This is a genomic window from Massilia sp. Root418 (assembly GCF_001425265.1).
GTDB lineage: Bacteria > Pseudomonadota > Gammaproteobacteria > Burkholderiales > Burkholderiaceae_D > Rugamonas.
Map to the genome: position 1 here is coordinate 253,903 of NZ_LMEC01000025.1, position 24,074 is coordinate 277,976.

The 24,074-nt window shown below is 65.3% G+C and carries 24 protein-coding genes; 7 read left to right on the top strand and 17 right to left on the bottom strand.

The genetic code is table 11. The features are described 5' to 3' along the window. Positions 1-3: 3 nt before the first annotated feature. From ASC94_RS27880 to ASC94_RS27935, 12 genes are all read right to left on the bottom strand, one after another. Positions 4-315 (bottom strand): FmdB family zinc ribbon protein, encoded by a 312-nt coding sequence (locus tag ASC94_RS27880; RefSeq protein ID WP_056404102.1) that lies wholly within the window; start codon positions 313-315, stop codon positions 4-6. Between the two features lie 65 nt (positions 316-380). Then, on the bottom strand, positions 381-1,031 hold the full coding sequence (locus ASC94_RS27885; RefSeq protein ID WP_056404104.1) for a methyltransferase: 651 nt from the start codon (positions 1,029-1,031) through the stop codon (positions 381-383). Continuing rightward, positions 1,028-2,596, bottom strand: a complete 1,569-nt coding sequence (gene ubiB, locus ASC94_RS27890; RefSeq protein WP_056404107.1) for a ubiquinone biosynthesis regulatory protein kinase UbiB — start codon at positions 2,594-2,596, stop codon at positions 1,028-1,030. The genes ASC94_RS27885 and ubiB overlap by 4 nt, the downstream gene beginning before the upstream one ends. Further along, positions 2,593-3,222 (bottom strand): SCP2 domain-containing protein, encoded by a 630-nt coding sequence (locus ASC94_RS27895; RefSeq protein ID WP_200955839.1) that lies wholly within the window; start codon positions 3,220-3,222, stop codon positions 2,593-2,595. The genes ubiB and ASC94_RS27895 overlap by 4 nt, the downstream gene beginning before the upstream one ends. Positions 3,223-3,292: 70 nt before the next feature. Next, positions 3,293-4,249 carry a Tim44 domain-containing protein gene (locus tag ASC94_RS27900; protein ID WP_056404109.1) on the bottom strand — a complete coding sequence of 319 codons (957 nt, stop codon included), beginning with the start codon at positions 4,247-4,249 and terminating at the stop codon, positions 3,293-3,295. 13 nt (positions 4,250-4,262) lie between these two features. Next, positions 4,263-4,997: a bifunctional demethylmenaquinone methyltransferase/2-methoxy-6-polyprenyl-1,4-benzoquinol methylase UbiE gene (gene ubiE, locus ASC94_RS27905; protein ID WP_056404111.1), complete on the bottom strand. Its 735-nt coding sequence runs from the start codon at positions 4,995-4,997 to the stop codon at positions 4,263-4,265. 72 nt (positions 4,998-5,069) lie between these two features. Next, the gene (locus ASC94_RS27910) at positions 5,070-6,407 is read right to left on the bottom strand and encodes an RNA polymerase sigma factor (RefSeq protein ID WP_056404114.1); all 1,338 of its coding nucleotides are present in this window, start codon (positions 6,405-6,407) and stop codon (positions 5,070-5,072) included. Between the two features lie 23 nt (positions 6,408-6,430). Beyond that, entirely contained in the window at positions 6,431-6,781 is a 351-nt protein-coding gene (locus ASC94_RS27915) for a YciI family protein (RefSeq protein WP_056404362.1), read from the bottom strand. Positions 6,782-6,891: 110 nt separating this feature from the next. Next, positions 6,892-7,308: a gamma-butyrobetaine hydroxylase-like domain-containing protein gene (locus ASC94_RS27920; protein WP_200955840.1), complete on the bottom strand. Its 417-nt coding sequence runs from the start codon at positions 7,306-7,308 to the stop codon at positions 6,892-6,894. Then, on the bottom strand, positions 7,305-7,754 hold the full coding sequence (locus ASC94_RS27925; RefSeq protein WP_056404117.1) for an HIT family protein: 450 nt from the start codon (positions 7,752-7,754) through the stop codon (positions 7,305-7,307). Before ASC94_RS27925 ends, ASC94_RS27920 begins: the two co-directional genes overlap by 4 nt. Next, a complete protein-coding gene (locus ASC94_RS27930) occupies positions 7,751-11,755 on the bottom strand; it encodes an FAD/FMN-binding oxidoreductase (protein WP_056404119.1) in 4,005 nt (1,334 codons plus the stop codon). Before ASC94_RS27930 ends, ASC94_RS27925 begins: the two co-directional genes overlap by 4 nt. 206 nt (positions 11,756-11,961) lie before the next feature. Then, positions 11,962-12,456 (bottom strand): YqaA family protein, encoded by a 495-nt coding sequence (locus ASC94_RS27935; RefSeq protein WP_056404122.1) that lies wholly within the window; start codon positions 12,454-12,456, stop codon positions 11,962-11,964. 148 nt (positions 12,457-12,604) lie between these two features. On the opposite strand from ASC94_RS27935, the gene ilvA reads away from it, so the two are divergent. Further along, a complete protein-coding gene (gene ilvA, locus ASC94_RS27940; RefSeq protein ID WP_056404124.1) occupies positions 12,605-14,140 on the top strand; it encodes a threonine ammonia-lyase, biosynthetic in 1,536 nt (511 codons plus the stop codon). An 8-nt stretch (positions 14,141-14,148) separates the two neighbouring features. Here the strand turns inward: ilvA and ASC94_RS27945 are convergent, their stop codons facing one another. Both ASC94_RS27945 and ASC94_RS27950 read right to left on the bottom strand, forming a co-directional pair. Next, positions 14,149-14,589 carry a hypothetical protein gene (locus ASC94_RS27945; protein WP_157201619.1) on the bottom strand — a complete coding sequence of 147 codons (441 nt, stop codon included), beginning with the start codon at positions 14,587-14,589 and terminating at the stop codon, positions 14,149-14,151. 127 nt (positions 14,590-14,716) lie between these two features. Continuing rightward, complete coding sequence (locus tag ASC94_RS27950) at positions 14,717-15,151, bottom strand: hypothetical protein (protein ID WP_056404363.1); 435 nt, start codon at positions 15,149-15,151, stop codon at positions 14,717-14,719. 182 nt (positions 15,152-15,333) lie between these two features. On the opposite strand from ASC94_RS27950, the gene ASC94_RS27955 reads away from it, so the two are divergent. The 6 genes from ASC94_RS27955 to rapZ all read left to right on the top strand — a co-directional run bounded on the left by ASC94_RS27955 (position 15,334) and on the right by rapZ (position 20,901). After that, entirely contained in the window at positions 15,334-16,662 is a 1,329-nt protein-coding gene (locus ASC94_RS27955) for an SDR family oxidoreductase (RefSeq protein WP_056404128.1), read from the top strand. After that, positions 16,662-17,126: a DUF2269 domain-containing protein gene (locus ASC94_RS27960; protein WP_056404130.1), complete on the top strand. Its 465-nt coding sequence runs from the start codon at positions 16,662-16,664 to the stop codon at positions 17,124-17,126. The genes ASC94_RS27955 and ASC94_RS27960 overlap by 1 nt, the downstream gene beginning before the upstream one ends. A gap of 82 nt (positions 17,127-17,208) precedes the next feature. Continuing rightward, positions 17,209-18,042 carry an NADPH-dependent 7-cyano-7-deazaguanine reductase QueF gene (queF, locus tag ASC94_RS27965; protein WP_056404365.1) on the top strand — a complete coding sequence of 278 codons (834 nt, stop codon included), beginning with the start codon at positions 17,209-17,211 and terminating at the stop codon, positions 18,040-18,042. Between the two features lie 362 nt (positions 18,043-18,404). Continuing rightward, positions 18,405-18,887, top strand: a complete 483-nt coding sequence (locus ASC94_RS27970) for a PTS sugar transporter subunit IIA (RefSeq protein WP_056404132.1) — start codon at positions 18,405-18,407, stop codon at positions 18,885-18,887. 54 nt (positions 18,888-18,941) lie between these two features. After that, the gene (hprK, locus tag ASC94_RS27975; protein ID WP_056404135.1) at positions 18,942-19,877 is read left to right on the top strand and encodes an HPr(Ser) kinase/phosphatase; all 936 of its coding nucleotides are present in this window, start codon (positions 18,942-18,944) and stop codon (positions 19,875-19,877) included. A gap of 160 nt (positions 19,878-20,037) precedes the next feature. Continuing rightward, entirely contained in the window at positions 20,038-20,901 is an 864-nt protein-coding gene (gene rapZ, locus ASC94_RS27980; protein WP_056404137.1) for an RNase adapter RapZ, read from the top strand. A gap of 77 nt (positions 20,902-20,978) precedes the next feature. On the opposite strand, the gene ASC94_RS27985 is transcribed toward rapZ, so the two are convergent. The 3 genes from ASC94_RS27985 to ASC94_RS27995 all read right to left on the bottom strand — a co-directional run bounded on the left by ASC94_RS27985 (position 20,979) and on the right by ASC94_RS27995 (position 24,069). Further along, on the bottom strand, positions 20,979-22,061 hold the full coding sequence (locus tag ASC94_RS27985; RefSeq protein WP_056404139.1) for an enoyl-CoA hydratase/isomerase family protein: 1,083 nt from the start codon (positions 22,059-22,061) through the stop codon (positions 20,979-20,981). A 93-nt stretch (positions 22,062-22,154) separates the two neighbouring features. Further along, complete coding sequence (gene hpf / locus ASC94_RS27990) at positions 22,155-22,511, bottom strand: ribosome hibernation-promoting factor, HPF/YfiA family (protein WP_056404142.1); 357 nt, start codon at positions 22,509-22,511, stop codon at positions 22,155-22,157. Between the two features lie 67 nt (positions 22,512-22,578). After that, on the bottom strand, positions 22,579-24,069 hold the full coding sequence (locus ASC94_RS27995; protein ID WP_056404143.1) for an RNA polymerase factor sigma-54: 1,491 nt from the start codon (positions 24,067-24,069) through the stop codon (positions 22,579-22,581). Between the last annotated feature and the right edge of the window lie 5 nt (positions 24,070-24,074).

Below are 24,074 nucleotides of genomic sequence, written 5' to 3' on the forward strand. Positions count from 1 at the left end.
GGATCAGGCCGTGCCGGTGGCGCTGGCCGGCGCGGCGGCCGGCGCGGCTGCCGCACTGTCGGACTTGGCCTCGGCTTTGGATTCGGCCTTGCCATCGGCAGGGCCGGTGGCCACGCCGGTGGCGGGCGGCGTGCCGCCGCGGAAGTCGGTGGCGTACCAGCCCGTGCCCTTGAGCTGGAAACCGGCAGCGGTCAGCTGCTTCTTGAAGGTTGCCTTGCCGCAGGTAGGGCAATCGGTCAGGACCGGATCGGACATCTTCTGCAAAACATCCTTGGCAAAGCCACAGTCGTCGCAGCGGTAAGCGTAGATCGGCATTCAATTACTCCGCAAAAATCATCAAAACCCTGAATTATAAAGCCTTTTCCGGCGCGTAATGCGAATTACAGGCGCCGCCAGGCCATCCAGCGCTCTCTTCCCTCGAAAACCGGCAGCGAATCCAACACCGCCTCGTCGGCCACGCAGCGGAAATGCGGCGTGAGCAAGGCCTCCAGCTGTTCGCGCGCAATGCCGAACGGCGGACCCTTGGCATTGTTATCGAAGAAGAAATACCCTGCCAGCAAAGCACCGCTCGGCAGCAGTTCGGCCCAGCGCGCCGCCACCTGCGGCCACATGGCACGCGGCAAGGCGCACAGGAAGGCGCGTTCATAGATCAGGTCCAGCGGCGCGGCGGGCTGGTACTGGAAAAAATCGGCCTGCACCACCCTGTCCTGCCACTGCGGGCCGACCGCGCGGCGCGCGGCGGCCACGGCGGCCGGGGAAAAGTCGATGGCGGTGGCGTTCCAGCCCGCCTGGCACAGGAAAGCCAGCTCGTAGGCCGAGCCGCAGCCGGGGATGAGGACGGTCGGCAAGCCGTGCAGCTCGCCGGCGAACGCGCGCAGCCGCGCGGGCACGCCGCCCAGGTCCCAGGGCGTGAAGCCCTTGTCGAAGCGCTCGTCCCAGAAGGCCGGCTCGCGCGGGTCGCGCGCGCCGAAGCTGGGGGCGTCCGGCGCGGGCGGCGCAGGCGGCGCAGGCGGCGCAGGCGGGCGCGTCACAGCATGCCCTTCCAGCGCAGGATGGCCTGCAGGCCCAGCGCGCCGACCGCAAAGGCGCCGGCGAAATAGACCACGAAGCTGATCAGGCGGTTGGTGCGCTGCTGCTCGGCGATGAGCACGCGCAGCAGTTCGTTGTTGGTGTTGTCCGGCTCGCCAGCCACCGCCAGCGCGCGGTGCATCAGGCGCGGCAGCTGCGGCAGCACGTGGGTGTAGCGCGGCGCCTCGGCCTTGAGCCGCTCCAGCATGCCCTGCCAGCCGACCTGCTCGGCCATCCAGTTTTCCAGGTAGGGCTTGGCGGTCTTCCACAGGTCCAGGTCCGGGTCCAGCTGGCGGCCCAGGCCTTCGATATTGAGCAGGGTCTTTTGCAGCAGCACCAGCTGCGGCTGCACTTCCACGTTGAAGCGGCGCGAGGTCTGGAACAGGCGCAGCAGGATCTGGCCAAAGGAGATGTCCTTCAGCGGGCGGTCGAAGATCGGTTCGCAGCAGGCGCGCACGGCCGATTCCAGTTCGTCCACGCGGGTTTCCTTGGGCGCCCAGCCGGACTCGATGTGGGCCTCGGCCACGCGCTTGTAGTCGCGGCGGAAGAAGGCCAGGAAGTTCTGCGACAGGTAATCCTTGTCGAAGTCGTTCAGGGTGCCGACGATGCCGAAGTCGAGCGCAATGTAGCGGCCGAAGCTGGCCGGGTCGATGGACACCAGGATGTTGCCTGGGTGCATGTCCGCATGGAAGAAGCCGTCGCGGAACACCTGGGTGAAGAAGATTTCGACGCCGTCGCTGGAGAGCTTTTTCAGGTCCACGCCGGCTTCGATCAGGCGCTCGGTCTGGGACACGGGAATGCCGTGCATGCGCTCCATCACGATCACGCTGGACGAGCAGTAGTCCCAGTACATTTCCGGCACCAGCAGCAGGTTGCCGCCGGCGAAGTTGCGGCGCAGCTGGCTGGCGTTGGCCGCCTCGCGCATCAGGTCCAGTTCGTCGTGCAGGTATTTGTCGAACTCGCCCACCACCTCTTTCGGCTTGAGGCGCTTGCTGTCGGCCCACAGGCGGCCGATCCACTCGGCGGCGATGTGCATCAGGGCCACGTCCTCGTCGATCAGCTTCTTCATGCCGGGGCGCAGCACCTTGACCGCCACGTCCTTGCCGTCCTTCAGGGTGGCGAAGTGCACCTGCGCGATCGACGCCGAGGCCACGGGGGTACGCTCGAAGCTGGCGAACAGGCGGTCCGGATGGTCGCCCAGCGAGCGCTGGATCTGGGCGATGGCCAGGTCCGAGTCGAACGGCGGCACACGGTCCTGCAGCAGGGCCAGTTCTTCCACGATGTCGAGCGGAATCAGGTCGCGCCGGGTGGACAGCACCTGGCCGAACTTGACGAAGATGGGCCCCAGTTCCTCCAGCGCCAGGCGCAGGCGCAGGCCGCGCGGCGCGGAAATGTCGCGCCAGAAGAAGAAGGTGTCGATCAGCTTGGCGGTGCGCGGCACGCGCAGGCCGGAAAATGCGATTTCATCGAGTCCGTACTGGACGGCGACCCGCAGGATTTTCAGCAGGCGCAGGAATTTCAAGATCATGTATGGTCCCCGGCGCCCTGCGCCAGTTTCTTTTCCAGGTTGGCCAGGCGCTTGGCGAAGCGCTCGGTGTCGTCGCGCAGGCGGCGCACGTCCGCGCCGAACTGTTCGGTCACGGCCGGGCGCACCAGCAGGGGATTTTCTTCAAGGAAGTACTCGGCGGCGTTCTCGGCCAGCTTGCGCTGGCCGGTCTTGAATGCCGCGAAGGCAGCCTTGGCGCCTCCCACCAGGCGGGTGGCTGCGATCGGCCCCAGCACCTTTTCCAGGTCGTGCTCGGCTTCCCAGCGCAGCGACTTGGAGAGCTGCGAGATGGCGTTGGCGAACTCGGCGTCGCCCTCGATTTGCACGTAGGAAAAGGCGCGCTCGCGGTTTTGCGCGATCAGCGGCAGGTCGGACAACTTCAGGCGGATGGTGACGCTGGCGGCGGCATCGGCGGGCGCCGGCTCCACCATGCCGTCGGCGGTGACGCCCAGGCGCAGCTCGACCGGCGCGGCGGCGATGCAGGCCACCTTGCCGGCATGCAGGCGCAAGGCCGCGCGGGCCCACGGCTCCTGGGCCAGCAGGTGGTTGATGGTGGCGGCGACAGGCGCCAGCGGCGAAGGCAGATTGGGTATGGTCGTTGAGGGCATGCGTGCAGACGCTAAAAAAAACAAAACCGCCCAGTTTGCCTGGGCGGTCTTGATCTTACCAGTTCAGAGCTTAGGCAAGTTGCTGGATGCCGGCCAGCAGCCAGCCGCCGTTGCCGGAGACCGGCTTGGTCAGGTTCCACACTTCCTGGAACGGCTCGGCCAGCGCGTCCGGCGCGGGCTTGATGGAACCGTAGAACTTCACGCTGGCCAGGTAATCCCTGCCGTCGTTTTCTATGCCCAGCAGCTCGGCGTCAATGGACACCACGTCGGTGTAGTCCGCTTGCGCGCCGCGCTCGGCGATCTGCATCTTCAGCTCGGCGAACACTTCCGGGGTGGTGAACTCGCGGATGTCGGCGGAGTCGCCCTTGTCCCAAGCCGCTTGCAGGCGGATGAAGTTGCTCTTCGCGTGGCGCAGGAAGGAAGCGGTGTCGAAGTCGGCAGGCACGCCCCATGGGGTATGCGCCGCCGCGGCAGGCTTGTCCAGGTTCAGGCCGCCCGATACCGGCTGCAGCGGCGGCAGGCCGGAACCGATTTCCGGCGTGCGCGCCACCGGCTGTTGCGGCTCAGGCTGCCAAGTGTTGCCGCCGAAGCCGCCCACCGACGCTGCGGCCGGGCGCTGCGGCGACATCTTGCTGCGCACCAGGCGGAAGATCAGGAAGGCTGCGCCAGCGATCAGCAGCACGGTGAGCAGCGAGCCCAGCATGGACGCCATGGCGCCGCCCATGCCCAGGTGGGAGAACAGCGCGCCCAGGCCGAGGCCCAGCAGTGCGCCGCCCAGGATGCCCTTCCACGGGCTGGCAGGCTTGGCCGGCACCGGTGCCGGCGCGGCAGCCGGGGCCGTCGCGGGCGCGGCCGGGCGCGCAGCCTGGCTAGGCGCAGGCGCAGGCTGGGCCGGCATGCGGCTCACGCTTTGGGACTGACGTCCGATGGAGCGGCCGCCGCCCATGGGACGGGCGATCGCCTCGCTCAGCATGGCGGTGGCGGACAGCGCCAGTACGGCGCCAACCAGAAATTTCTTCATATTCATGATAGTTTCCCGCTTACAGTTTGATACCGGTGTGCAAAGCGGCCACACCTGCCGTCAGGTTGTAATACTGGACCCGCTCCAGTCCCGCATCCTGCATCATCGTTTTCAGGGTTTCCTGATCGGGATGCATGCGGATCGATTCGGCCAGGTAACGGTAGCTTTCCGCGTCACCGGCAATTTTCTGTCCCAGCCAAGGCAGCACCGAGAACGAATACAGATCATACGGCTTTTGCAGGGGCTCCGCGACTTTGGAGAACTCCAGCACCAGCAGTTTGCCGCCCGGCTTGAGCACGCGGCGCATTTCCGCCAGGGCCTGGTCCTTGTGCGTCATGTTGCGCAAGCCGAAGGCGACGCTGACCCGGTCGAAATAATCGTCCGGGAAGGGCAATTTTTCCGCGTCACACAGCAAGGTGGGGGTGACCAGGCCGCGATTCAAGAGGCGGTCGCGGCCCACGCGCAGCATGGACTCGTTAATGTCGGTCAGCCACACCTCGCCGGTGGGGCCGGCCTGCCTGGCGAAGGCCTTGGCCAGGTCGCCGGTGCCGCCGGCGATGTCCAGGCACTTGAAGCCGGGGCGCACAGCCGCGTTGGCGATGGTAAACGTCTTCCACAGGCGATGCAGACCGGCCGACATCAGGTCGTTCATCACGTCGTACTTGGCGGCCACGGAGTGGAACACCTTGGCGACTTCCTTCACTTTATCGTCTTCGGAGACGGTCTTGTAGCCGAAATGGGTGGTATTGGTCATGGTCAGGGCAGCTGTGGATTTGCCTGCATTATACAAGCGCAGCAAGGAAAATCCCGCCCGGGCAGCATGCCGCTACATTTTCCCCGGCGACGGGCGCGCAGGGAGCAGTTCCTGGCGGCGGCTTGCCAGGTATTGCTGCTCGACAGCATTGGCGGCGAGCTCGACGGCGCTGGTGTAGGCGGCAATGGCGGCGTCCAGGTCGCCGAGGCGACGCAGCAGTTCAGCCTTGGCCGCGTGCAGGTAGTGCAGGCCGGCCAGCTGGCCGCCCTGCTCCAGTCTGGCGATCCATGCCAGCCCTTCGGCCGGCCCGCGGGCCATGCCGAGCGCGACGGCGGCGTTCAGTTCCACCACCGGCGTGGGCAGGTAACGCAGCAGCGCGCCGTACAGGGCGGAGATTTGCGGCCAGTCGGTGGCGGCGGCGCTGGGGGCCTTGCTGTGCAGCGCGGCGATGGCAGCCTGGATCTGGTACGGGCCGGGGCGGCGCAGCGGCAAAGCAGCGTCCAGCAGGGCCATGCCTTCAGCAATGGCGGCGCCGTCCCACAGCGAGCGGTCCTGGCACTCCAGGGTCATCAGGCTGCCGTCGGGAGCTGTGCGGGCGCCGCTGCGGGCGTGGGTCAGCAGCATCAGGGCCAGCAGGCCTTGCACTTCGGCATCGCGCGGCGCGAGTTCGGCCATCAGGCGGGCCAGGCGGATGGCTTCGCGGCACAGGTCGGTGCGCACCAGCCGTTGACCGGTGGTGGCGCCGTAGCCCTCGTTGAAGACCAGGTAGATCACCTGCAGCACCAGCGCCAGGCGGGCCGGCAGCTGGTCCGGCGCGGGCACGGCGAAGGGGATGCGCGCGTCGGCGATCTTGCGCTTGGCGCGCACCAGGCGCTGCGCGGTCGCGCTTTCCGTCTCGCAGTAGGCGCGCGCAATTTCGCGGGTGGACAGGCCGCACAGCGTGCGCAGGGCCAGCGCCGTCTGCGCGCCCGGCGCCAGTGCCGGGTGGCAGCAGATGAAGATCAGCCGCAAGCGGTCGTCGTCGATGGCGAGCCCGTAGCCCGCAGCGGAGATGCCGGACCGGACCGGCGGCATGGCGCCGGCGGCCCTGCCGGCATCAGCGGCGGCAGCAAAGCTGCCGTCGACCCAGCCATCGGCCTCGTGGGCCAGCTGCGCCAGCACCTCGGTGGAGTCGGGCAAGGTCCAGGCGGCGCGGCGCAGGTAGTCGAGGCCGGCGTTGCGGGCCACCGTGGTGAGCCAGGCGGCCGGATTGGCGGGCAGACCGTCGCGCGGCCAGCGCTCCAGCGCTTTGCCGTAGGCGTCGTGCAGCAGGTCCTCGGCCAGGCTGATGTCGCCGAAGCGCCGTATCAGCCCGGCCAGCACCTTGCCGCCCTCGCGCCGGCACACTTCGTCCACCGCCCGCGTCAGCACGGCTCAGCCCCGCCCGGCGGCGCTCAGACGGTTTTCACCTGGGGCCGCACTTCCATCGAGCCGTCCTTGGCCCCCGGACACCTGGCGGCCCATTTGATGGCTTCGTCCAGGTTGGCGCAGTCGATCAGGTAGTAGCCGCCCAGCTGCTCCTTGGTCTCGGCGAACGGACCGTCCGTGCAGGCGATCTTGCCGTCGCGCACCCGCACCGTGGTGGCGGTGTGCACCGGCGCCAGCTCCGAGCCGCTGCGCATGACGCCGGCGGCGATCAGCTCCTGCGTGTAGGCGCCGTAGGATGTCATCAGCTCGCCCAGCTGCTGTTCGCTCATGCCGCTGTACAGTTTTTCGTCGGCGTAGATCAGGATCATGTATTCCATGTTGCTCTCCTTAAAAGTCATCCGGACGGCCCGGACACCACCACGACGAACGGTTTTTCAAATATCGACAACGACGGCGAAAAAAAATCCCCGCGCGGGCGGGGATGTCATCAATGCTTGTGGCCGCAGCCGTGTGCCTTCGGTGCTGAAGGCAAGGCGGCGCCGGATTCGCGCCCGCTGTCGCCGTCGAAGCCGGCGGCGTGCAGGCGGTCCATATAGTCCCGCCACAGCTGCTCCTGCTCGGCGCCCAGCTTGTACAGGTAGTCCCAGGTGTACAGGCCGGTGTTGTGGCCGTCCGAGAAAGTCGGCTGCACGGCGTAGTTGCCGACCGGCTCGATGCCGGCGATGCCGACCTCGCGCTTGCCGACCTGCAGCACTTCCTGGCCCGCGCCGTGGCCCTTCACTTCCGCCGACGGCGAATACACGCGCAGCAGCTCGAATGGCAGGTTGAAAACGGCGCCGTCGTCGAAACTGATTTCGAGGATGCGCGATTTGTTGTGGACCGTCAGGCCGGTGGGCTGTTTCATGATGCTGGACTCAAGTTGGCGGCGATGGCGGCGCGCAGTTGCGGCAGCAGCGCGCCGCGGGCGGCGATGGCGCTCGCGTCCGGCGCACGCTGGGCCTCGCCCCAGGTGGGGTTAGGAAAATGCACGTCGTCGGTGTAGCGCGGGATGACGTGCCAGTGCACGTGCGGCGTCATGTTGCCGAAGCTGGCCAGGTTGACCTTGGCCGGCGCCATTACCGCGCGCACCGCCGCCTCCACCTGCCAAACCGCGTTCATCACGTGCGCGCGGTCGGCCGGCGCCAGGTCCGTCATTTCCTTGACGTGCTGGTTCCACACCACGCGCACGAAGCCGGGATAGCTGGCTTCGTCCACCAGCACCACGCTCAGCTTGTCGTCGCGCCAGACCAGCGCGTCGGCCGGCGCAGCCAGCAGCGTGCACAGGTCGCAGGCGCGCGCCGGCTGCGTCATACCAGCACCCGCTCGATGCCGCCGTTGTTGGCCTTGGCCACGTAGTCCGGCATCCAGTTCTCGCCCAGCAGGTGCTTGGCGATTTCCACCACGATGTAGTCGGCGGTGGTGCCGGCGTCTTCGCCGTAGCGCGACACGCCGCCCAGGCAGGCCGGGCAGCTGGTCAGCACTTTCACTTCGCCGGTAAAGCCGTCGGCGCGCAGCTTGTCCGCGCCCTTGATCATTTCCTCTTCCTTGCGGAAGCGGACCTGGGTCGAGATGTCCGGACGCGCCGCCATCAGGGTGCCGGAATCGCCGCAGCAGCGGTCGTTCTTCTCGATCTTGGTGGCGTCCACCGTGGTGATCAGCGCGTTCACCGTTTTCAGCGGGTCCTGTATCTTCATCGGCGAGTGGCAAGGGTCGTGGTACATATAGCGCGTACCGGTGACGCTTTCCAGCTTGACGTTCTTCTCCATCAGGTATTCATGGATGTCCATGATGCGGCAGCCCGGGAAGATCTTCTCGAACTCGTAGGACGCCAGCTGGTCGTAGCAGGTGCCGCACGACACCACCACGGTCTTGATGTCCAGGTAGTTCAAGGTATTGGCCATGCGGTGGAACAGCACGCGGTTGTCCGTCACCATTTTGTCGGCCTTGTCGAAGTCGCCGGCGCCGCGCTGCGGATAGCCGCAGCACAGATAGCCCGGCGGCAGCACGGTCTGCACGCCCACTTCCCACAACATGGCCTGGGTGGCCAGGCCCACCTGCGAGAACAGGCGCTCCGAACCGCAGCCGGGGAAGTAGAACACGGCTTCGGTGTCGGCCGTGGTTTTCTTCGGGTCGCGGATGATGGGGATCATCTTGTTGTCTTCGATGTCCAGCAGCGCGCGCGCGGTCTTCTTGGGCAGGTTGCCCGGCATCTTCTTGTTGATGAAGTGGATCACCTGCTCTTTGATGGGCGGCTTGCCCACGGTCGGCGGCGGCGCCTTGGTCTGGTTCCTGGCGAACTTCTTCAGCACGTCGTTGCCCAGGCGCTGGGCCTTGTAGGCCACGCCCACCATGCCCTGGCGCACCGTGTTGATGGTGGTCGGGTCGGTGGCGTTCAGGAAGAACATGGCCGCCGCCTTGCCAGGGTTGAAGCTGCGCTTGTCCATCTTGCGCAGCAGGTTGCGCATGTTCATGGACACGTCGCCGAAGTCGATGTTGACCGGGCACGGCGTAACGCACTTGTGGCACACCGTGCAGTGGTCGGCCACGTCCTCGAATTCTTCCCAGTGCTTGATGGAGATGCCGCGCCGGGTCTGCTCTTCGTACAGGAAGGCTTCGATCAGCGAGGACGTCGCCAGGATCTTGTCGCGCGGCGAGTACAGCAGGTTGGCGCGCGGGACGTGCGTCGAGCAGACCGGTTTGCATTTGCCGCAGCGCAGGCAGTCCTTCACGCTGTTGGCGATTTCGCCGATATCGCTTTGCTGCATGATCAGCGATTCGTGGCCCATGAGTCCGAAGGACGGGGTATACGCGTTGGACAGGTCGGCGTCCATGCCGGGCAGGTTGAGCAGCTTGCCCTTGTTGAAGCGCCCTTCCGGGTCCACGCGCTGCTTGTAGGCGCGGAAGTTGACGATTTCTTCTTCGGTCAGGAACTCCAGCTTGGTGATGCCGATGCCGTGCTCGCCCGAGATCACGCCGTCCAGCGAACGGGCCAGCTTCATGATGCGCGCCACGGCCTTGTGCGCCAGCTGCAGCATCTCGTAATGGTCCGAGTTCACCGGCAGGTTGGTGTGCACATTGCCGTCGCCGGCGTGCATGTGCAGCGCCACGAACACGCGGCCGCGCAGCACGCGCTTGTGGATGGCGGCCGCTTCGTCCAGGATCAGCTTGAAGGCGGCGCCGTTGAAGATCTGGCGCAGCACCGCGCGGATTTCCTGCTTCCAGCTCACGCGCACGGTGCGGTCCTGCACCACGTCGAACAGGGTGGCGTCCGGCTGGCGCACCAGGCGCTCGTCGAAGGCCGCGTCCAGTGCGCCCAGGCCCAGCGCGCGCAGCTCGCCGCGCACGGCGGACAACGGCTGGTCCAGATTGTCCTGCGTGAAGGTCCAGCGCTGCTGCACCAGGTCCAGCAGGGCCAGCGCCTGCTGTGCGCGGTCGCCCAGCATTTCGGCGTCACCCACCTTGTCGTCGGAAGCGTCGTCGCTCTTGCCGACCGGCAGATTGCCGGCCGCAAAGAACGCGCGCAGCTCGGCCGCCAGCTGCAGCTTGTTGGTGATGGACAGCTCGACGTTGATGCGCTCGATGCCGTCGGTGTATTCGCCCATGCGGTTCAGCGGGATCACCACGTCTTCATTGATCTTGAAGGCGTTGGTGTGCTTGGCGATGGCGGCGGTGCGGGCGCGGTCCAGCCAGAATTTTTTGCGCGCTTCCGGGCTCACGGCCACGAAGCCTTCGCCTACACGGGTATTCGCCAGGCGCACCACTTCGGAGGCGGCAATCGCCACCGCGTCCTCGTCGTCGCCGACGATGTCGCCGAACAGCGCCATCTTGGGCAGCACGCCGCGTTTCGACTTGGTGGCATAGCCCACCGCGCGCAGGTAGCGCTCGTCCAGGTGCTCCAGGCCGGCCAGGCGCAGCGTGGCGAACTTCTCGCCGGTGGCCGGCAGGCCGTCCAGGTAGTCCTTGATTTCAACGATGGACGGGATCGCGTCGCGCGCCTGGCCGAAGAACTCCAGGCACACCGTGCGGGTGTGCTTGGGCATCTTGTGCAGGATCCAGCGCGCCGACGTGATCAGGCCGTCCGTGCCTTCCTTCTGGATGCCCGGCAGGCCGGCCAGGAATTTGTCGGTCACGTCCTTGCCCAGGCCTTCCTTGCGGAACACGCGGCCGGCAATCTCCAGGATCTCGGTCTTGAACGGCTCGCCCTTGGCTTCGCCGCGCGCGTTCGGATGGGTCCATTCCAGCTTGAAGCGGGCCAGCGGGGTGTCGTGGATCTTGGACAGGTTGTGGTCCAGGCGCGTGACTTCCAGCCAGTCGCCGTTCGGATCGACCATCTTCCAGGAAGCCAGGTTGTCCAGCGCGGTGCCCCACAGCACGGCCTTCTTGCCGCCCGCGTTCATGGCGATATTGCCGCCGATGCAGGACGCGTGCGCCGAGGTCGGGTCCACCGCGAACACGAAGCCGGCTTTCTCGGCCGCTTCGGATACCTTGTTGGTGATCACGCCGGCGCCCGAGTAGATGGTGGCGTATTCCTTGTCCAGGCCGGGCAGCACCTTCATCTCGACCTTGCCCAGGTCGAGCAGCTTCTCGGTGTTGATGACGGCCGACAGCGGCGTGAGCGGAATGGCGCCGCCGGTGTAGCCGGTGCCGCCGCCGCGCGGGATGATGGTCAGCCCCAGTTCGATACAGCCTTTCACCAGGCCGGCCATTTCATCTTCCGTGTCCGGCGTGAGCACCACGAAGGGGTATTCGACACGCCAGTCGGTGGCGTCGGTCACGTGCGAGATGCGCTTCATGCCGTCGAAGCAGATGTTGTGCTTCTCCGTGTAGCGGCCCAGGACCTTGGTGGTGCGCTTGCGCAGGTCGTAAGTCTGGCGGAATTCTTCGCCGAACGCTTCCACCGCCCGGCCGGCGGCCTTGAGCAGCTTTTCCACGTTCAGGCTGCGGGTCTTGTCTTCCTCGGCGCCGTCCACGCTGACGCGGCGCTTGTCCACCTCGGCCAGGCGATGGTGCAGCGCGTCGATCAGCTCCTGGCGGCGCTTGGGATTGTCCAGCAGGTCGTCCTGCAGATAGGGGTTGCGGCGCACGGCCCAGATGTCGCCCAGCACTTCGTACAGCATGCGCGCCGAACGGCCGGTCTGGCGCGCGCTGCGCAGCTCGTCGAGCAAGCGCCACGAGTCCTCCCCCAGCAGCCGGATAACGATCTCGCGATCGGAAAACGACGTGTAGTTGTAAGGGATTTCACGCAGGCGCGTGGCTGCGGGACCGTTTGGCGTTTCGGCGAGGAGAGCTTGGATTTGTGCGGGGGCGTTCATTGTTTAATCTGCTGCGGACTGACCCTAAGGAAGGACATTCTATCTTATTGCGCCGCACCACGCGCCAACAGCCTTAGACCGCCACAGGGTTACGCAAACGTCAAATAGCCGATAAAAATTCGAAAAAATAGTATTTTCAAACAATTTCCTGCCATTTCAGCCGTTTTCACCATCTTTCATGTGCCGAAAACCCGCATGAACCAAATTCATCCACCCAGCGCGGCGGCCATGGTTTTCCAGACGCCGTCCGGTACGTACAGCAACAGCGTGGTCATGGTGAGGTAGCGCGCGCACTTGCCGATGGCCATATAGCCGATTGACGGCCAGAACGGCAGCTTGAGCCAGCCGCCCAGCGTGCACAGCGGATCGCCGATGCCGGGCACCCAGGACAGCAGCATGGTCTTGGCGCCGTAGCGGGCCAGCCAGCGGAACCAGCGGCTTTCGCGCTCCTTGGCGAAGGCCACCTTGGCGCGGTAGCCGATCCAGTAGTCAACCGCGCCGCCCAGGGTGTTGCCCAGCGTGGCCACCGCGATGGCCGGCCAGAACAACTCGGGATTGGCCTTGATGGTGGCGAACACCATGGGCTCGGAACCCATGGGCACCAGGGTGGCGGAGACAAAGCTGACGAAGAAGACCGAGGTCAGGCCGACTTCCGGCGCGGACAACTGCTCCAGCAGCCACTGGATGGTGGATTCAATCATATTCCCATTATAATGAGTCGGCATGGCGCGTGAGGTACTACACAACAGTACGCTGTATAGCGCCCGCCCCTTCCCGGTTACCCGCCGTTGAAAAGCAAGTCCTTGCACTACGCACCAGGGCTCCGCCCCAGACTAAACCATGCAGACTATGACTATCGACTACCTGAAGAAAATCCTGACCGCCCGCGTCTACGACGTGGCCCACGAAACGCCGCTTGAGCTGGCGCCGACCCTGTCGCAGCGCTACCAGAACCGAATTTATTTCAAGCGCGAAGACATGCAGGACGTGTTCAGCTTCAAGATCCGCGGGGCCTACAACAAGATGGCGCACCTGAGCGAGGGCCAGTTGAAGCGCGGCGTGATCTGCGCTTCGGCCGGCAACCACGCGCAGGGCCTGGCCTTCTCGGCCAACAAGATGGGCTGCCGCGCGGTGATCGTGATGCCAACCACCACGCCGCAGGTGAAGGTCGATGCGGTGCGCACGCGCGGCGGTCCGGGCGTGGAAGTGATCCTGCATGGCGAGTCCTACACGGACGCCTACAACCACGCGCTGACGCTGGAAAAAGAACAGAACCTGACCTTCGTCCACCCCTTTGACGATCCGGACGTGATCGCAGGCCAGGGCACCATCGGCATGGAGATCCTGCGCCAGCACGCCGGCCCTATCCACGCCATCTTCGTGCCGATCGGCGGCGGCGGGCTGCTGGCCGGCGTGGCGGCCTACGTCAAGCAGGTGCGGCCGGACATCAAGATCATCGGCGTGCACACCTTCGATTCGGACGCCATGGGCAAGAGCGTCAAGGCCGGCGAGCGCGTGACGCTGGCCGACGTGGGCCTGTTCGCGGACGGCACCGCCGTGCGCCTGGTGGGCGAGGAAACCTTCCGCCTGGCGCAGCTGTACGTGGACGACATCATCATTGTCGACACGGACGCCGTGTGCGCGGCCATCAAGGACGTGTTCACCGACACGCGCAGCATCCTGGAGCCGTCCGGCGCGCTGGCCATTGCCGGCGCCAAGGCCTATGTGGAGCGCGCCGAGCTGACCAAGGACCCGATCCGCAACGAAACCCTGATCACCATCGCCAGCGGCGCAAACATGAATTTCGACCGCCTGCGCTTCGTGGCCGAGCGCGCCGAACTGGGCGAGTCGCGCGAGGCGGTGTTCGCGGTGACCCTGCCGGAACAGCGCGGCAGCTTCAAGCGCTTCTGCTCGCTGATCGGCCCGCGCAATGTCACCGAGTTCAACTACCGCATCAGCGACGAGAAGGAGGCGCACGTGTTCGTGGGCGTGCAGATTTCCGACCGTGGCGAGTCCGGCGCGGTGGCGCGCAGCTTCGAGGCGGCCGACTTCAAGACGCTGGACCTGACGCACGACGAACTGGCCAAGTCCCACTTGCGCCACCTGGTGGGCGGCAAGAGCGCGCTGGCCAGGGACGAGCTGCTGTACCGCTTCGAATTCCCTGAGCGTCCGGGCGCGCTGATGCGCTTCCTCGATTCGATGGCGCCGAACTGGAACATCTCGCTGTGCCACTACCGCTCGCAAGGCGGCGACGTCGGCCGCATCCTGATCGGCCTGCAGGTGCCGCCGGACGAGATGGACGAGTTCACGCGCTTCCTGGCCAACCTGGGCTACCGCTACTGGGACGAGTCGCAGAACCCGGTCTACAAGCTGTTCCTGGGCTAAGGCAAGGCTTAGCGGTCGTAGAACTGGTGCTTGCCGCGGTTGCCGGCGCCGGCGCCGCTCTGGCCAGTCTGGCCGCTCTGCTCCGCCGCGCCGGTCTGCCCGGCCTGGCCGCTGCCCGAGCCGGTGGCGCCGGCGGTGCCGGAACTGCCGCTGGTGTCGGCGCCGGTGGCCGTGCCGCTGCCTGCAGCCATGGTGCCTGCCGCGCCGCTGGCCGGGCCGGTGCTACCCGCTGCCTGGTTGCCGGTCGAGCTGCCCGGGGTGGCCGCCACGCCGGTGCCGCTGCTGGTGCCGGTGGCGGTTCCGGGCGCGGTCGCGGTGCCGCCCGCCACGCCCGATTCGCTGCTGCCCGCGCCGGTCGCAGGCGTGTCCGGATTGCGGTCTTTACAGCCAGTGATGGTTAATGCGCTGAATGCCGCCACGCACAGCAATGCCGTGATCCTGTTAGCCATGATGAACTCCTTCAAGGTTGGTAAGGTGTGCCGTCACTGTAGAACCTGCGGGCGGTCGCGCGTATAGGACGCCGCTCGTTGCCGCTGTAGGACGGTTTGCCATGGCCTTGCAGGAAAAACCGGGCCCTTAGTCCCGCCTTCCCGCCAGCGCCCCCAGCGCCAGCGATCCTGTCGAGAGGCGCTTTTCGTAGCCCGGATGCAGGCGCTGCGGCGTCATCTTGTAATCCACAAAACAAGCCACGGCCGCCATCGCCGTGCCGGCAGCGGCGGCCGGCAGGGGCTCGCGGCGCGCCAGGACGCGCCTAAACCAGCGCTCGAACAACACGCCCCAGAACATGGCACTGGCATGGTGAATGCCGTAGCCCAGCAGCGTATAGCGCAAGCTGGGCTGATCCTTGTGTGCCGCCTTGTCGCCCCAGAGCCAGTGGCTGACGGCGTTGACCGCGCTGAACGGGCTGTGGTTCTCGCCTTGGCTGCACAGGGCCAGCGCCGCCGCCGACGTGGCGCTGGCCACGCTTCCCGTCACCGCGCCGCGCCGCAATGCATCGCTCCAGTTTTCCATGGTGCTTTCCTCCTCAATTTTCTGCGCCAAATAGCTGTGCAAATAGCTGTGCACCACGATACCGGAAACAGCGCCGCGCGGCACGGGCGAACGCCATCCGTACGGGCCCGCTTGCGTGAAATGGCGCACGGTATGCGGCACGCGCCGCCGCCACAATCCAGGGAATTCATCATGGAGTCGTCATGCATGTCCTGATCACCGGTGCCAGCGGCTTTGTGGGCCGGCGCGTGACGCAGGCGCTGCTGGCCCAAGGTAGCCGTGTGACGGCAGCCGGGCGCGCGCCCCTGCCGGATGCGCGCATCGCGTTCATTGCCGCCGACTTTGTGCGCGACACCGATCCTGCCGCGTGGCTGCCGCGCCTGCGCGGAGTGGACGTGGTGATCAACCTGGTCGGCATCATCCGCGAGCGCGGCAGCCAGCGCTTCGCGCAACTGCACGTAGCCACGCCGCGCGCGCTGTTCGCGGCCTGCGTGGAGGGCGGCGTGCAAGGGGTGATCCAGCTGTCCGCGCTGGGGGCGGACGAACACGCCGCCACCGAATACCACCTGAGCAAGAAGGCGGCGGACGACTACCTTGCGGCGCTGCCGCTGCGCTCGGCCATTGTGCAGCCGTCGCTGATCTTCGGCCCCGGCGGCGGCAGCGCGGAACTGTTCAAGACGCTTGCCGTACTGCCGCTCGGCGTGCGCCTGGGCCGCTCGCCGCAGCTGGTGCAGCCCATCCATATCGACGACGTGGCAGAGGCCATCGTGCGCCTGGCCAACAGCCTTGCCCCTGCGCAGCCGGCAGCGGCGAACGGCAAAGCGGCGCCAGCGCCACCGTGCGGCAGCCGCCGCATCGCGCTGGTGGGTCCGGAAGCGATGCCCCTGCAGGACTACCTGGCGGCGCTGCGCCGCACGCTCGGCCTGGAACCGCAGCGTGTGCTCACCTTGCCGGACGCGGCGGCGCGGGCGTTCGCCTGGCTGGGCAGCGTGCTGCCGGGCTTGCCAATGGACCGCGACGCCCTGCGCATGCTTGAGCGCGGCAACACGGCCGACCCGGCGGACACTGCCGCCCTGCTGGGCCGCCCGCCGAGAGCCGTGCAAGACTTCATGGCGCCCGCCCAGCGCGGCGCCGAACGCACGCTGGCCCAACTGAACTGGCTGCTGCCGCTGCTGCGCCTGAGCATCGCCGCCGTGTGGATAATCACGGCGTACGTATCCGCCCTGGTCTATCCGGAAGCGGACAGTTACCGCCTGCTGCAGCGCACCGGCGTACCGTCCGCGCTGGGGCCGCTGATGCTGTATGGCGCAGCCGGCCTGGACCTGCTGCTGGGCGTCGCCACCCTGGCGCTGCCGCAACGCCTGCGCAGCCCGCTATGGCTGGCGCAGATCGCGCTGATCGTCTTTTATTCCGTGCTGATCGCCTGGCGCCTGCCGGAATTCCTGGCCCATCCCTATGGTCCGCTGACCAAGAACCTGCCCATGCTGGCCGCCATCTGGCTGTTGTACGAACTCGAAAAAGGAAAGCGCTGATGGAATACCTCATCATCAAATGGCTGCACATACTGTCCTCCACGCTGCTGTTCGGCACCGGCATCGGCTCGGCCTGGTATTTGCTGTTCGCCAGCATCAGCCGCGACACGCGCGCGGTCGCCGTGGTCAGCCGCAATGTGGTGCGTGCCGACTGGCTGTTCACCGCCACCACCATGATCGTCCAGCCCGCCACCGGCTACTACATGGCCCACCTGGCCGGTTACCCGCTGCACAGCCGTTGGATCATGTGGTCGCTATGGCTCTACCTGCTGGCGGGCGCCTGCTGGCTGCCCGTGGTGTGGATACAGATGCGCCTGCGCGACGTGGCTGCCGCGGCGGACGCCGCCGGCCAGGCGCTGCCGCCGCTCTACTGGCGCTATTTCCGCTGGTGGGTAGTGCTCGGCATACCAGCTTTTTTCGCCTTTGTCGCGGTGTTCTACCTGATGGTGGCCAAGCCGGCATGAAGCGCCCCGCCGCGTGCCGCCGCGCCGCATTTGCGCTACCATGCACCCTTCGCCGTTCGCTTTCACCTTCATTGCCGCCATCATGACCAATACCGCCGACCTGTCCCCGCTGGGCAAAAACTCCGCTTACCGCACCGATTACGCGCCGGAACTGCTGTTCCCCATTCCGCGCCAGGGCAAGCGCGACGAACTGGGCCTGAAAGGCACCCTGCCCTTCTTCGGCGTGGACATCTGGAACGCCTACGAGCTGTCTTGGCTGAACATGCGCGGCAAGCCGCAGGTGGCGGTGGCCAAGATCACCTTTCCGGCCGACTCGCCCAACATCATCGAATCGAAGTCCTTCAAGCTCTACCTGAACTCCTTCAACCAGACCCGCCTGGCCAACGAGGAAGCGCTGCGCTCGCTCATGGTGCAGGACCTGTCGGCTGCCGCCGGCGCCAGCGTACATGTCGTGATTACCCTGCAGGAAGATTTCGCCAGGCTGGCAATGGGTGAACTGGAAGGCTTGCTGCTGGACCGCCTGGACATCGACGTGGACAACTACGCGCCCCAGCCGGAAGTGCTCAAAGCCAACTTCGACGACCTGCCAGTGGAAGAGGTGTTCATCTCCCATCTGCTCAAATCGAACTGCCTGGTGACCGGCCAGCCGGACTGGGGCAGCGTGCAGATCAGCTACGCCGGCCCCCAGATCGACCAGGAAAGCCTGCTGCGCTACCTCATCGGTTTCCGCGAGCACAACGAATTCCACGAGCAGTGCGTGGAGCGCATCTTTACCGACATTCTGCGCCATTGCAAACCGGCGCAGCTGGCCGTATATGCGAGGTATACGCGGCGCGGCGGGCTGGACATCAACCCCTGGCGCGCCAACTACAGCACCGGTCTCAAGCCGTCCAACCTGCGCAATGCCCGTCAGTAACATGTATCAGCTTTGCGGGCCGCACGCGGAATCTCGTATCGCTTGGCCCGGATTTGTCTTACAATGAATCAATAAAGGTTGCAGCGTTCGAAGCTGCAGCCGATAACAGTAAAAGACATTCAAAAATCGGCGAATCCGCTTAGTCCCTGACAAAAAACTGGCGTTTGTCTTGTATTCGACGCGGAAATAGCTAATATCTCTGCCAGTGCTTATTTAACAACGCTACGGCCTGCCCCAAGCGGACTGCGGCGGATAGCGGAGCCGGCCATGGCGCAAGCGAATTCCAGTTACAAGGCAAAAAAACAAGCCTATAATTCTGCTCGCAAGCCACATTTGTGCGCCGCACCATTCCACGTCGCGTTATGAACAACCTGAGCAAAATCCTATCCCTCGAAAACGTCCAGCTCGATCTGGAAGTTTCCAGCAAAAAGCGCGCTTTCGAGCAAGCCGGCCTGATTTTTGAGAACAACTGCGGTATCGCCCGCTCCACCGTGTCGGACAACCTGTTCGCGCGCGAGCGCTTGGGCTCCACCGGCCTGGGCCACGGCGTGGCCGTGCCGCACGGGCGCATCAAGGGCATGAAGAGCCTGAAGTCGCCGCTGGCGGCCTTTGTGCGCCTGGCCGAGCCGATTCCGTTCGAATCGCCGGACGGCAAGCCTGTCAGCCTGTTGTTCTTCCTGCTGATCCCGGACCACGTGACGCAGCAGCACCTGGAAATCCTGTCGGAAATCGCCGAAATGTTCTCGGACGACAGCTTCCGCAGCGCGCTGGCCAGCGATCCGGACCCGCAGTCGGTGTACAGCCGCATCGTCAACTGGCAACCCAGCTTGCAAGCTGCAGGCTAAAGTACGCTAAAAGCAGTTAAACTAAGGCGTCCACCATTCCTGAACTGAGATGCCATGCTGCAAACGCCCCTGACGATACAACGCCTGTACGACGACAATCGTGAAACGTTGCAGCTAGGCTGGTTCGCCGGCTTTCCAGGGGGCGAACGCCTGATCTCAGGCGACGTGGCTTCGGCTGCCGACCAGGTCGGCCACTTGAACACCATCCACCCGGGCCGCATCCAGGTCTTCGGGCACCAGGAAATCAACTACTACCAGCGCCTCAAGTCGCTCACGCGCGCGCACGTGATCAGCGAGCTGATCGCCGGCGGGCCGCCTGCGCTCATCATCGCGCAAGGCCTGGAAACGCCGCCCGATATCCTCGCTATCTGCGACGAAAAGAACATTCCGCTGTTTTCCACGCCGTTGCCGGCCGCACAGGTGATCGACTTCCTGCGCGTGTACCTGTCGAAGAAGCTGGCGCAGCGCATCATCATGCACGGCGTGTTCATGGACGTGCTGGGCGTGGGCGTGCTGATTACCGGCGACTCCGGCCTGGGCAAGTCGGAACTGGGGTTGGAACTGATTTCGCGCTCGCACGGCCTGGTGGCCGACGATGCGGTGGAGTTCGCGCGCATCGCGCCCAATATGATCGAAGGACGCTGCCCTGCCCTGCTGCAGAACCTGCTGGAGGTGCGCGGGCTGGGGCTGCTGGACATCAAGGCCATCTTCGGCGAGACGGCCGTGCGCCGCAAGATGCGGCTGAAACTGATCGTGCATCTGGTGCGGCGCTCGGCGCTGGAGGAAGAAGTGGAACGCCTGCCGTTCCAGTTCCCCACCGAGGACGTGCTGGGCCTGCCGATCCGCAAAGTGGTCATCCCTGTGGCGGCCGGCCGCAACATCGCGGTGCTGCTGGAAGCGGCCGTGCGCAACACCATCCTCCAGCTGCGCGGCATCGATACGCTGCAGGAATTCATGGAACGGCAACGGCAAGCCATGAGCGGCGACTAGGCATGCCTCCCGTAGGGCGGGTTAGGACGCAGTCCGTAACCCGCCATGGACGCGCAGCGACGGCTCCGGCGGGTTACGCTGGCGCTAACCCGCCCTACGGGCCCCACCACAAGAGGGCAGGACACACCTATCGCGTAGTCTTGATGTATTATCTTTAGCTATGCGTATCGTTCTCATCACCGGCATCTCCGGCTCCGGAAAATCTGTCGCCCTCAACGTTCTTGAGGATACTGGCTATTATTGCGTGGACAATCTGCCGCCCGCCTTGCTGTCGCAGCTGGTCTCCCAGCTCACTGACGAAGGTACGCAGGCCCTGGCCGTGGCGGTCGACGCGCGCAGCGCCGAGTCGCTGACCAACTTGCCGGACGCGGTGCAGGCCTTGCGCCAGCAGGGCCACGATATCAAGATCATGTACCTGACGGCGAACACCCATTCGCTGGTGGCGCGCTTCTCGGAAACGCGCCGCAGCCATCCGCTGTCGCACGAATTGAAGCCGGGCCAGAATCCGGCCGCGCGCCGCACGCTGATCGAGTGCATTTCAGAGGAACGCGAACGGCTCTCGGCCATCGAGCAGCTGGGGCACGTCATCGATACGTCGGAACTGAGCGCGAACAAGCTGCGCGCCTGGATCAAGGACCTGGTGCAAAGCGAGAACGCGCCGCTGACGCTGTTCTTCGAATCGTTTGCCTTCAAGGTCGGCGTGCCGCTGGATGCGGACTTCGTGTTCGACGTGCGCGCGATTCCCAACCCCTATTACGACCTGGCCCTGCGTCCCTTGACCGGCCGCGATGCGCCGGTGATCGCTTTCCTGGATGCCCAGCCCAGCGCGGACGAGATGTTCAAGGACATCCGCGATTTCGTGGCCAAGTGGCTGCCGTCGTTCAAGAAGGATAACCGCAGCTACCTCACCGTGGCCGTGGGCTGCACCGGCGGGCAGCACCGCTCGGTGTACATGGCCGAGCGGCTGGCGCGGCATTTCCACCCGACGGAGCAGGTGGTGCTGCGGCACCGCGAGCAGTCGTAACCCGCGGGTTACGGCACCCAATACGGATACCGGTGGGCGTGTAGGGCGGGTTAGCGCGGCACGCGCGTAACCCGCCGTTACAGGTGCCGCAGCGGATGCGCGTGCTCAGGCCAGGGCGGCGCGAAGAATCCGGCAACCATCTCCGGCGTTACTTCCTCCAGCGTCGCCGGCGACCACCTGGGCGCGTTGTCCTTGTCGATCACCAGCGCGCGCACCCCTTCCAGCACTTCGCCATGTTCGAAATTGCGCCGCACCAGGTTGCGCTCCATGCGCAGGCAGTCCGCCACGTCCAGCGCGGCGCCGCGGTTCAACAGTTCCAGCGTCACGCACATCATCAGCGGCGAGCGGCTTCGCATCGCCTTCAGCGCCGCTTGCGCGAACGCGTCCTGGTCTCGCGCCAGCGAGGCCATGATGGCCGCCACGCTGCCGTGCGCGAAGTGGCGCTCGATCACGGTGCGCTGGGTTTCCAGCACGCCGGCGCCGGCGCTGCCCTTGAACGGCGCGGCAAACGCTTCCACCGCATCGCGCAGTTCAGCGCCGGGCACTGCCTCCAGCAGATCGCGCAGCGCGTCCCATGCCCCGGCAGGCACGTAGTGGTCCGCCAGGCCAACATAGAGCGCGTCCGCCGCGCCTGCGGTCAAGCCGGTCAGGCCCAGGTAGCGCCCCAGGCTGCCGGGTGCGTGCGACAGGAAATGGCTGCCGCCGACGTCCGGGAACAGGCCAATGTTCACTTCCGGCATGGCCATCTTCGTGCGATCGGTCACGATGCGCACGCCGCAGTCCGGGCCGCCCTGCGAGATGCCCATGCCGCCGCCCATCACCACGCCGTCCATTAATGCGATATACGGTTTAGCGTAATAGTGGATCAGGTGGTTGAGCGCGTATTCTTCGGTGAAGAAGTCCTCCAGCAGCGCGCTGCCGCCCTGCGGCGTGGCGTGGCCCACTTCATGGAAGAAGCGGATGTCGCCGCCGGCGCACAGGGCCTTTTCGCTGCTGCTGCGGATCACCACGGCGGCCACGGTGCTGTCGCTGCGCCAGGCCAGCAGCGCGGCGGTCAGGCTGCGCACCATGTCCAGGGAAAGGGAGTTGAGCGCCTTGGGGCGGTCGAGGGTGATGAAGCCGGTGCCGTTGGCAACCTGGGTAATGACGTGCTCGCTCATGGCTGGATGTCTCTGGAATTATTAGACCGCCATTTTAGCGCGGGCGCAAAAAAGGGCGCCAGATGCGCCCTTGTTTGGAGTGCCGCTTACGCCTTATGCGGAAGGAGCCGGTTCGTAAGTGTCCGGGAGGTGCTTGATGGCGTCGTGGCCATGCTCCTGCACTTTGGCTTTGTACTTCATGACTTGGCGGTCCAGTTTGTCAACCAGCGTATCGATGGCAGCATACAGGTCTTGCGACAGGCTTTCCACGTACACGGTCTTGCCGGACATGCGCAGGTTGATCTCGGCTTTTTGCCTTTTGTCTTTCTCGGTGAGGTTATCTACAGTCAGGATGACAGCAATATCAATAACTTGATCGAAATGGCGCTTTACCCGTTCCAGCTTGTTCTGCACGTATTCACGGATGGCGGGGGTCACTTCGAGATGATGTCCACTGATGGTGAGATTCATACACACTCCTAAAGATAAGGGCTCGTACGCTGTAATATTATTGGAGCGCAGGGGAACCCAAGTAAAACTACAAAGCTTTACGCAGACTTACCGGAGGGATTTTCAAGGCTTCGCGATATTTGGCAACAGTCCGTCGCGCAATTACCATGCCCTGTTCACCCAGCATGTCCGCAATCTTACTGTCGGATAAAGGATTTTTCGGGTCTTCAGCTCCTGTCAATTGCACAATCAGCGCCCGTATCGCCGTCGAGGATGCTTCTCCTCCTGCTTCGGTGGCGACGTGACTGCCAAAGAAATATTTCAACTCAAACATCCCATGCGGAGTCAGCATGTATTTCTGAGTTGTTACGCGAGAAATAGTGCTCTCGTGTAGTCCCAGTGTATCAGCAATTTCACGCAACACAAGGGGTCTCATGGCCACTGCGCCATGGCTGAAAAAGTTCTTTTGTCTTTCTACTATCGCCTGCGCCACGCGCAGAATCGTGTCGAAACGCTGGCGCATATTCTTGATCAGCCACTTCGCTTCCTGCAGCTGCGCGCCCATGGCCGACTCGCCCTTGCCCTGCTTGAGCATGTTGGCGTACAGGGCGTTGACGCGCAGGCGCGGCATCACGTCGTTGTTCAAGGTGACCTGCCAGCCATTGCGCGCCTTTTTCACGATCACGTCCGGCACCACATAGTCGGACACGTCGGAGGCGAACTCCGCGCCCGGGTGCGGATTGCACTGGCGGATCACAGCCTGCGCCTCGCGCAGGTCTTCATCGTCGCAGTCCAGGGCTTTTTTCAGCTTGTTGAATTCGCGCTGCGCGAACCAGGCCAGGTGTTTTTCCACGATGCAGATGGCCATGCGGCGCGTCACCAAGGGCACGCCGGGCATGCGCTTGATCTGCAGCGCCAGGCACTCGGACGCGCTGCGCGCACCAACGCCGATGGGATCGAAACTTTGCAGCAGGGTCAGCGCCGTCTGCAGCTCTTCCAGTTCCACGTCCGCCTCTTCCGGCAGGCGCGCGTGGATCTCCTCCAGCGGCTCTTCCAGGTAGCCGTTCTCGTCCAGCGCGTCGATGATCAGTTCCATCAGCACGCGGTCGCGCGGTTCCTGCACGGTCACGCGCATCTGCTCCATCAGGTGCTCGCGCAGCGTGCAGTGGCTCGCTTCAAGCTGGGGCCGGGAATCCTCGTCGTCGGGCGCCTTGCTGCGGCCGGCGTCGCTCCAGTCGGTGTCGGCCTCGGCGCCGCTGGCGCTGTCGCCCTCGCCGCTGGCGCCCTCGAACGGGTCGGCCTCGCCGGCCGGCGCGCTGTCCGGCGCGGGCGCGCCCACGTCGGCCGGCGAAGCGTCCGCGCCGTTGGGCTGGGTCTGGTTGATGGCGCCGTCGCCGAGCAGGCGCAGCGAGCGGTCCAGCGGGTCGTCCAGCCGTTCCAGCAAGGGATTCTCGCCCAGCAGCTGCTCCAGTTCCTGGTGCAGCTCCAGCGTGGACAGCTGCAGCAATCGGATCGACTGCTGCAGTTGCGGCGTCAGCGCCAGGTGCTGAGAGGTGCGGAGTTGCAGTGACTGTTTCATGGCGG

What these genes read in the sequence shown, in the direction of transcription:
- ubiB (WP_056404107.1), bottom strand. Translation starts at nt 2,596, where the DNA reads ATGATCTTGAAATTCCTGCGCCTGCTGAAAATCCTGCGGGTCGCCGTC.
- ASC94_RS27985 (WP_056404139.1), bottom strand. Translation starts at nt 22,061, where the DNA reads ATGAGCGAGCACGTCATTACCCAGGTTGCCAACGGCACCGGCTTCATC.
- hprK (WP_056404135.1), top strand. Translation starts at nt 18,942, where the DNA reads ATGCTGCAAACGCCCCTGACGATACAACGCCTGTACGACGACAATCGT.
- ASC94_RS27995 (WP_056404143.1), bottom strand. Translation starts at nt 24,069, where the DNA reads ATGAAACAGTCACTGCAACTCCGCACCTCTCAGCACCTGGCGCTGACG.
- ASC94_RS27935 (WP_056404122.1), bottom strand. Translation starts at nt 12,456, where the DNA reads ATGATTGAATCCACCATCCAGTGGCTGCTGGAGCAGTTGTCCGCGCCG.
- ASC94_RS27930 (WP_056404119.1), bottom strand. Translation starts at nt 11,755, where the DNA reads ATGAACGCCCCCGCACAAATCCAAGCTCTCCTCGCCGAAACGCCAAAC.
- ASC94_RS27950 (WP_056404363.1), bottom strand. Translation starts at nt 15,151, where the DNA reads ATGGAAAACTGGAGCGATGCATTGCGGCGCGGCGCGGTGACGGGAAGC.
- ubiE (WP_056404111.1), bottom strand. Translation starts at nt 4,997, where the DNA reads ATGACCAATACCACCCATTTCGGCTACAAGACCGTCTCCGAAGACGAT.
- ASC94_RS27920 (WP_200955840.1), bottom strand. Translation starts at nt 7,308, where the DNA reads ATGAAACAGCCCACCGGCCTGACGGTCCACAACAAATCGCGCATCCTC.
- hpf (WP_056404142.1), bottom strand. Translation starts at nt 22,511, where the DNA reads ATGAATCTCACCATCAGTGGACATCATCTCGAAGTGACCCCCGCCATC.
- queF (WP_056404365.1), top strand. Translation starts at nt 17,209, where the DNA reads ATGACCAATACCGCCGACCTGTCCCCGCTGGGCAAAAACTCCGCTTAC.
- ASC94_RS27960 (WP_056404130.1), top strand. Translation starts at nt 16,662, where the DNA reads ATGGAATACCTCATCATCAAATGGCTGCACATACTGTCCTCCACGCTG.
- ilvA (WP_056404124.1), top strand. Translation starts at nt 12,605, where the DNA reads ATGACTATCGACTACCTGAAGAAAATCCTGACCGCCCGCGTCTACGAC.
- rapZ (WP_056404137.1), top strand. Translation starts at nt 20,038, where the DNA reads ATGCGTATCGTTCTCATCACCGGCATCTCCGGCTCCGGAAAATCTGTC.
- ASC94_RS27945 (WP_157201619.1), bottom strand. Translation starts at nt 14,589, where the DNA reads ATGGCTAACAGGATCACGGCATTGCTGTGCGTGGCGGCATTCAGCGCA.
- ASC94_RS27955 (WP_056404128.1), top strand. Translation starts at nt 15,334, where the DNA reads ATGCATGTCCTGATCACCGGTGCCAGCGGCTTTGTGGGCCGGCGCGTG.
- ASC94_RS27915 (WP_056404362.1), bottom strand. Translation starts at nt 6,781, where the DNA reads ATGGAATACATGATCCTGATCTACGCCGACGAAAAACTGTACAGCGGC.
- ASC94_RS27925 (WP_056404117.1), bottom strand. Translation starts at nt 7,754, where the DNA reads ATGACGCAGCCGGCGCGCGCCTGCGACCTGTGCACGCTGCTGGCTGCG.
- ASC94_RS27970 (WP_056404132.1), top strand. Translation starts at nt 18,405, where the DNA reads ATGAACAACCTGAGCAAAATCCTATCCCTCGAAAACGTCCAGCTCGAT.
- ASC94_RS27895 (WP_200955839.1), bottom strand. Translation starts at nt 3,222, where the DNA reads ATGCCCTCAACGACCATACCCAATCTGCCTTCGCCGCTGGCGCCTGTC.
- ASC94_RS27900 (WP_056404109.1), bottom strand. Translation starts at nt 4,249, where the DNA reads ATGAATATGAAGAAATTTCTGGTTGGCGCCGTACTGGCGCTGTCCGCC.
- ASC94_RS27880 (WP_056404102.1), bottom strand. Translation starts at nt 315, where the DNA reads ATGCCGATCTACGCTTACCGCTGCGACGACTGTGGCTTTGCCAAGGAT.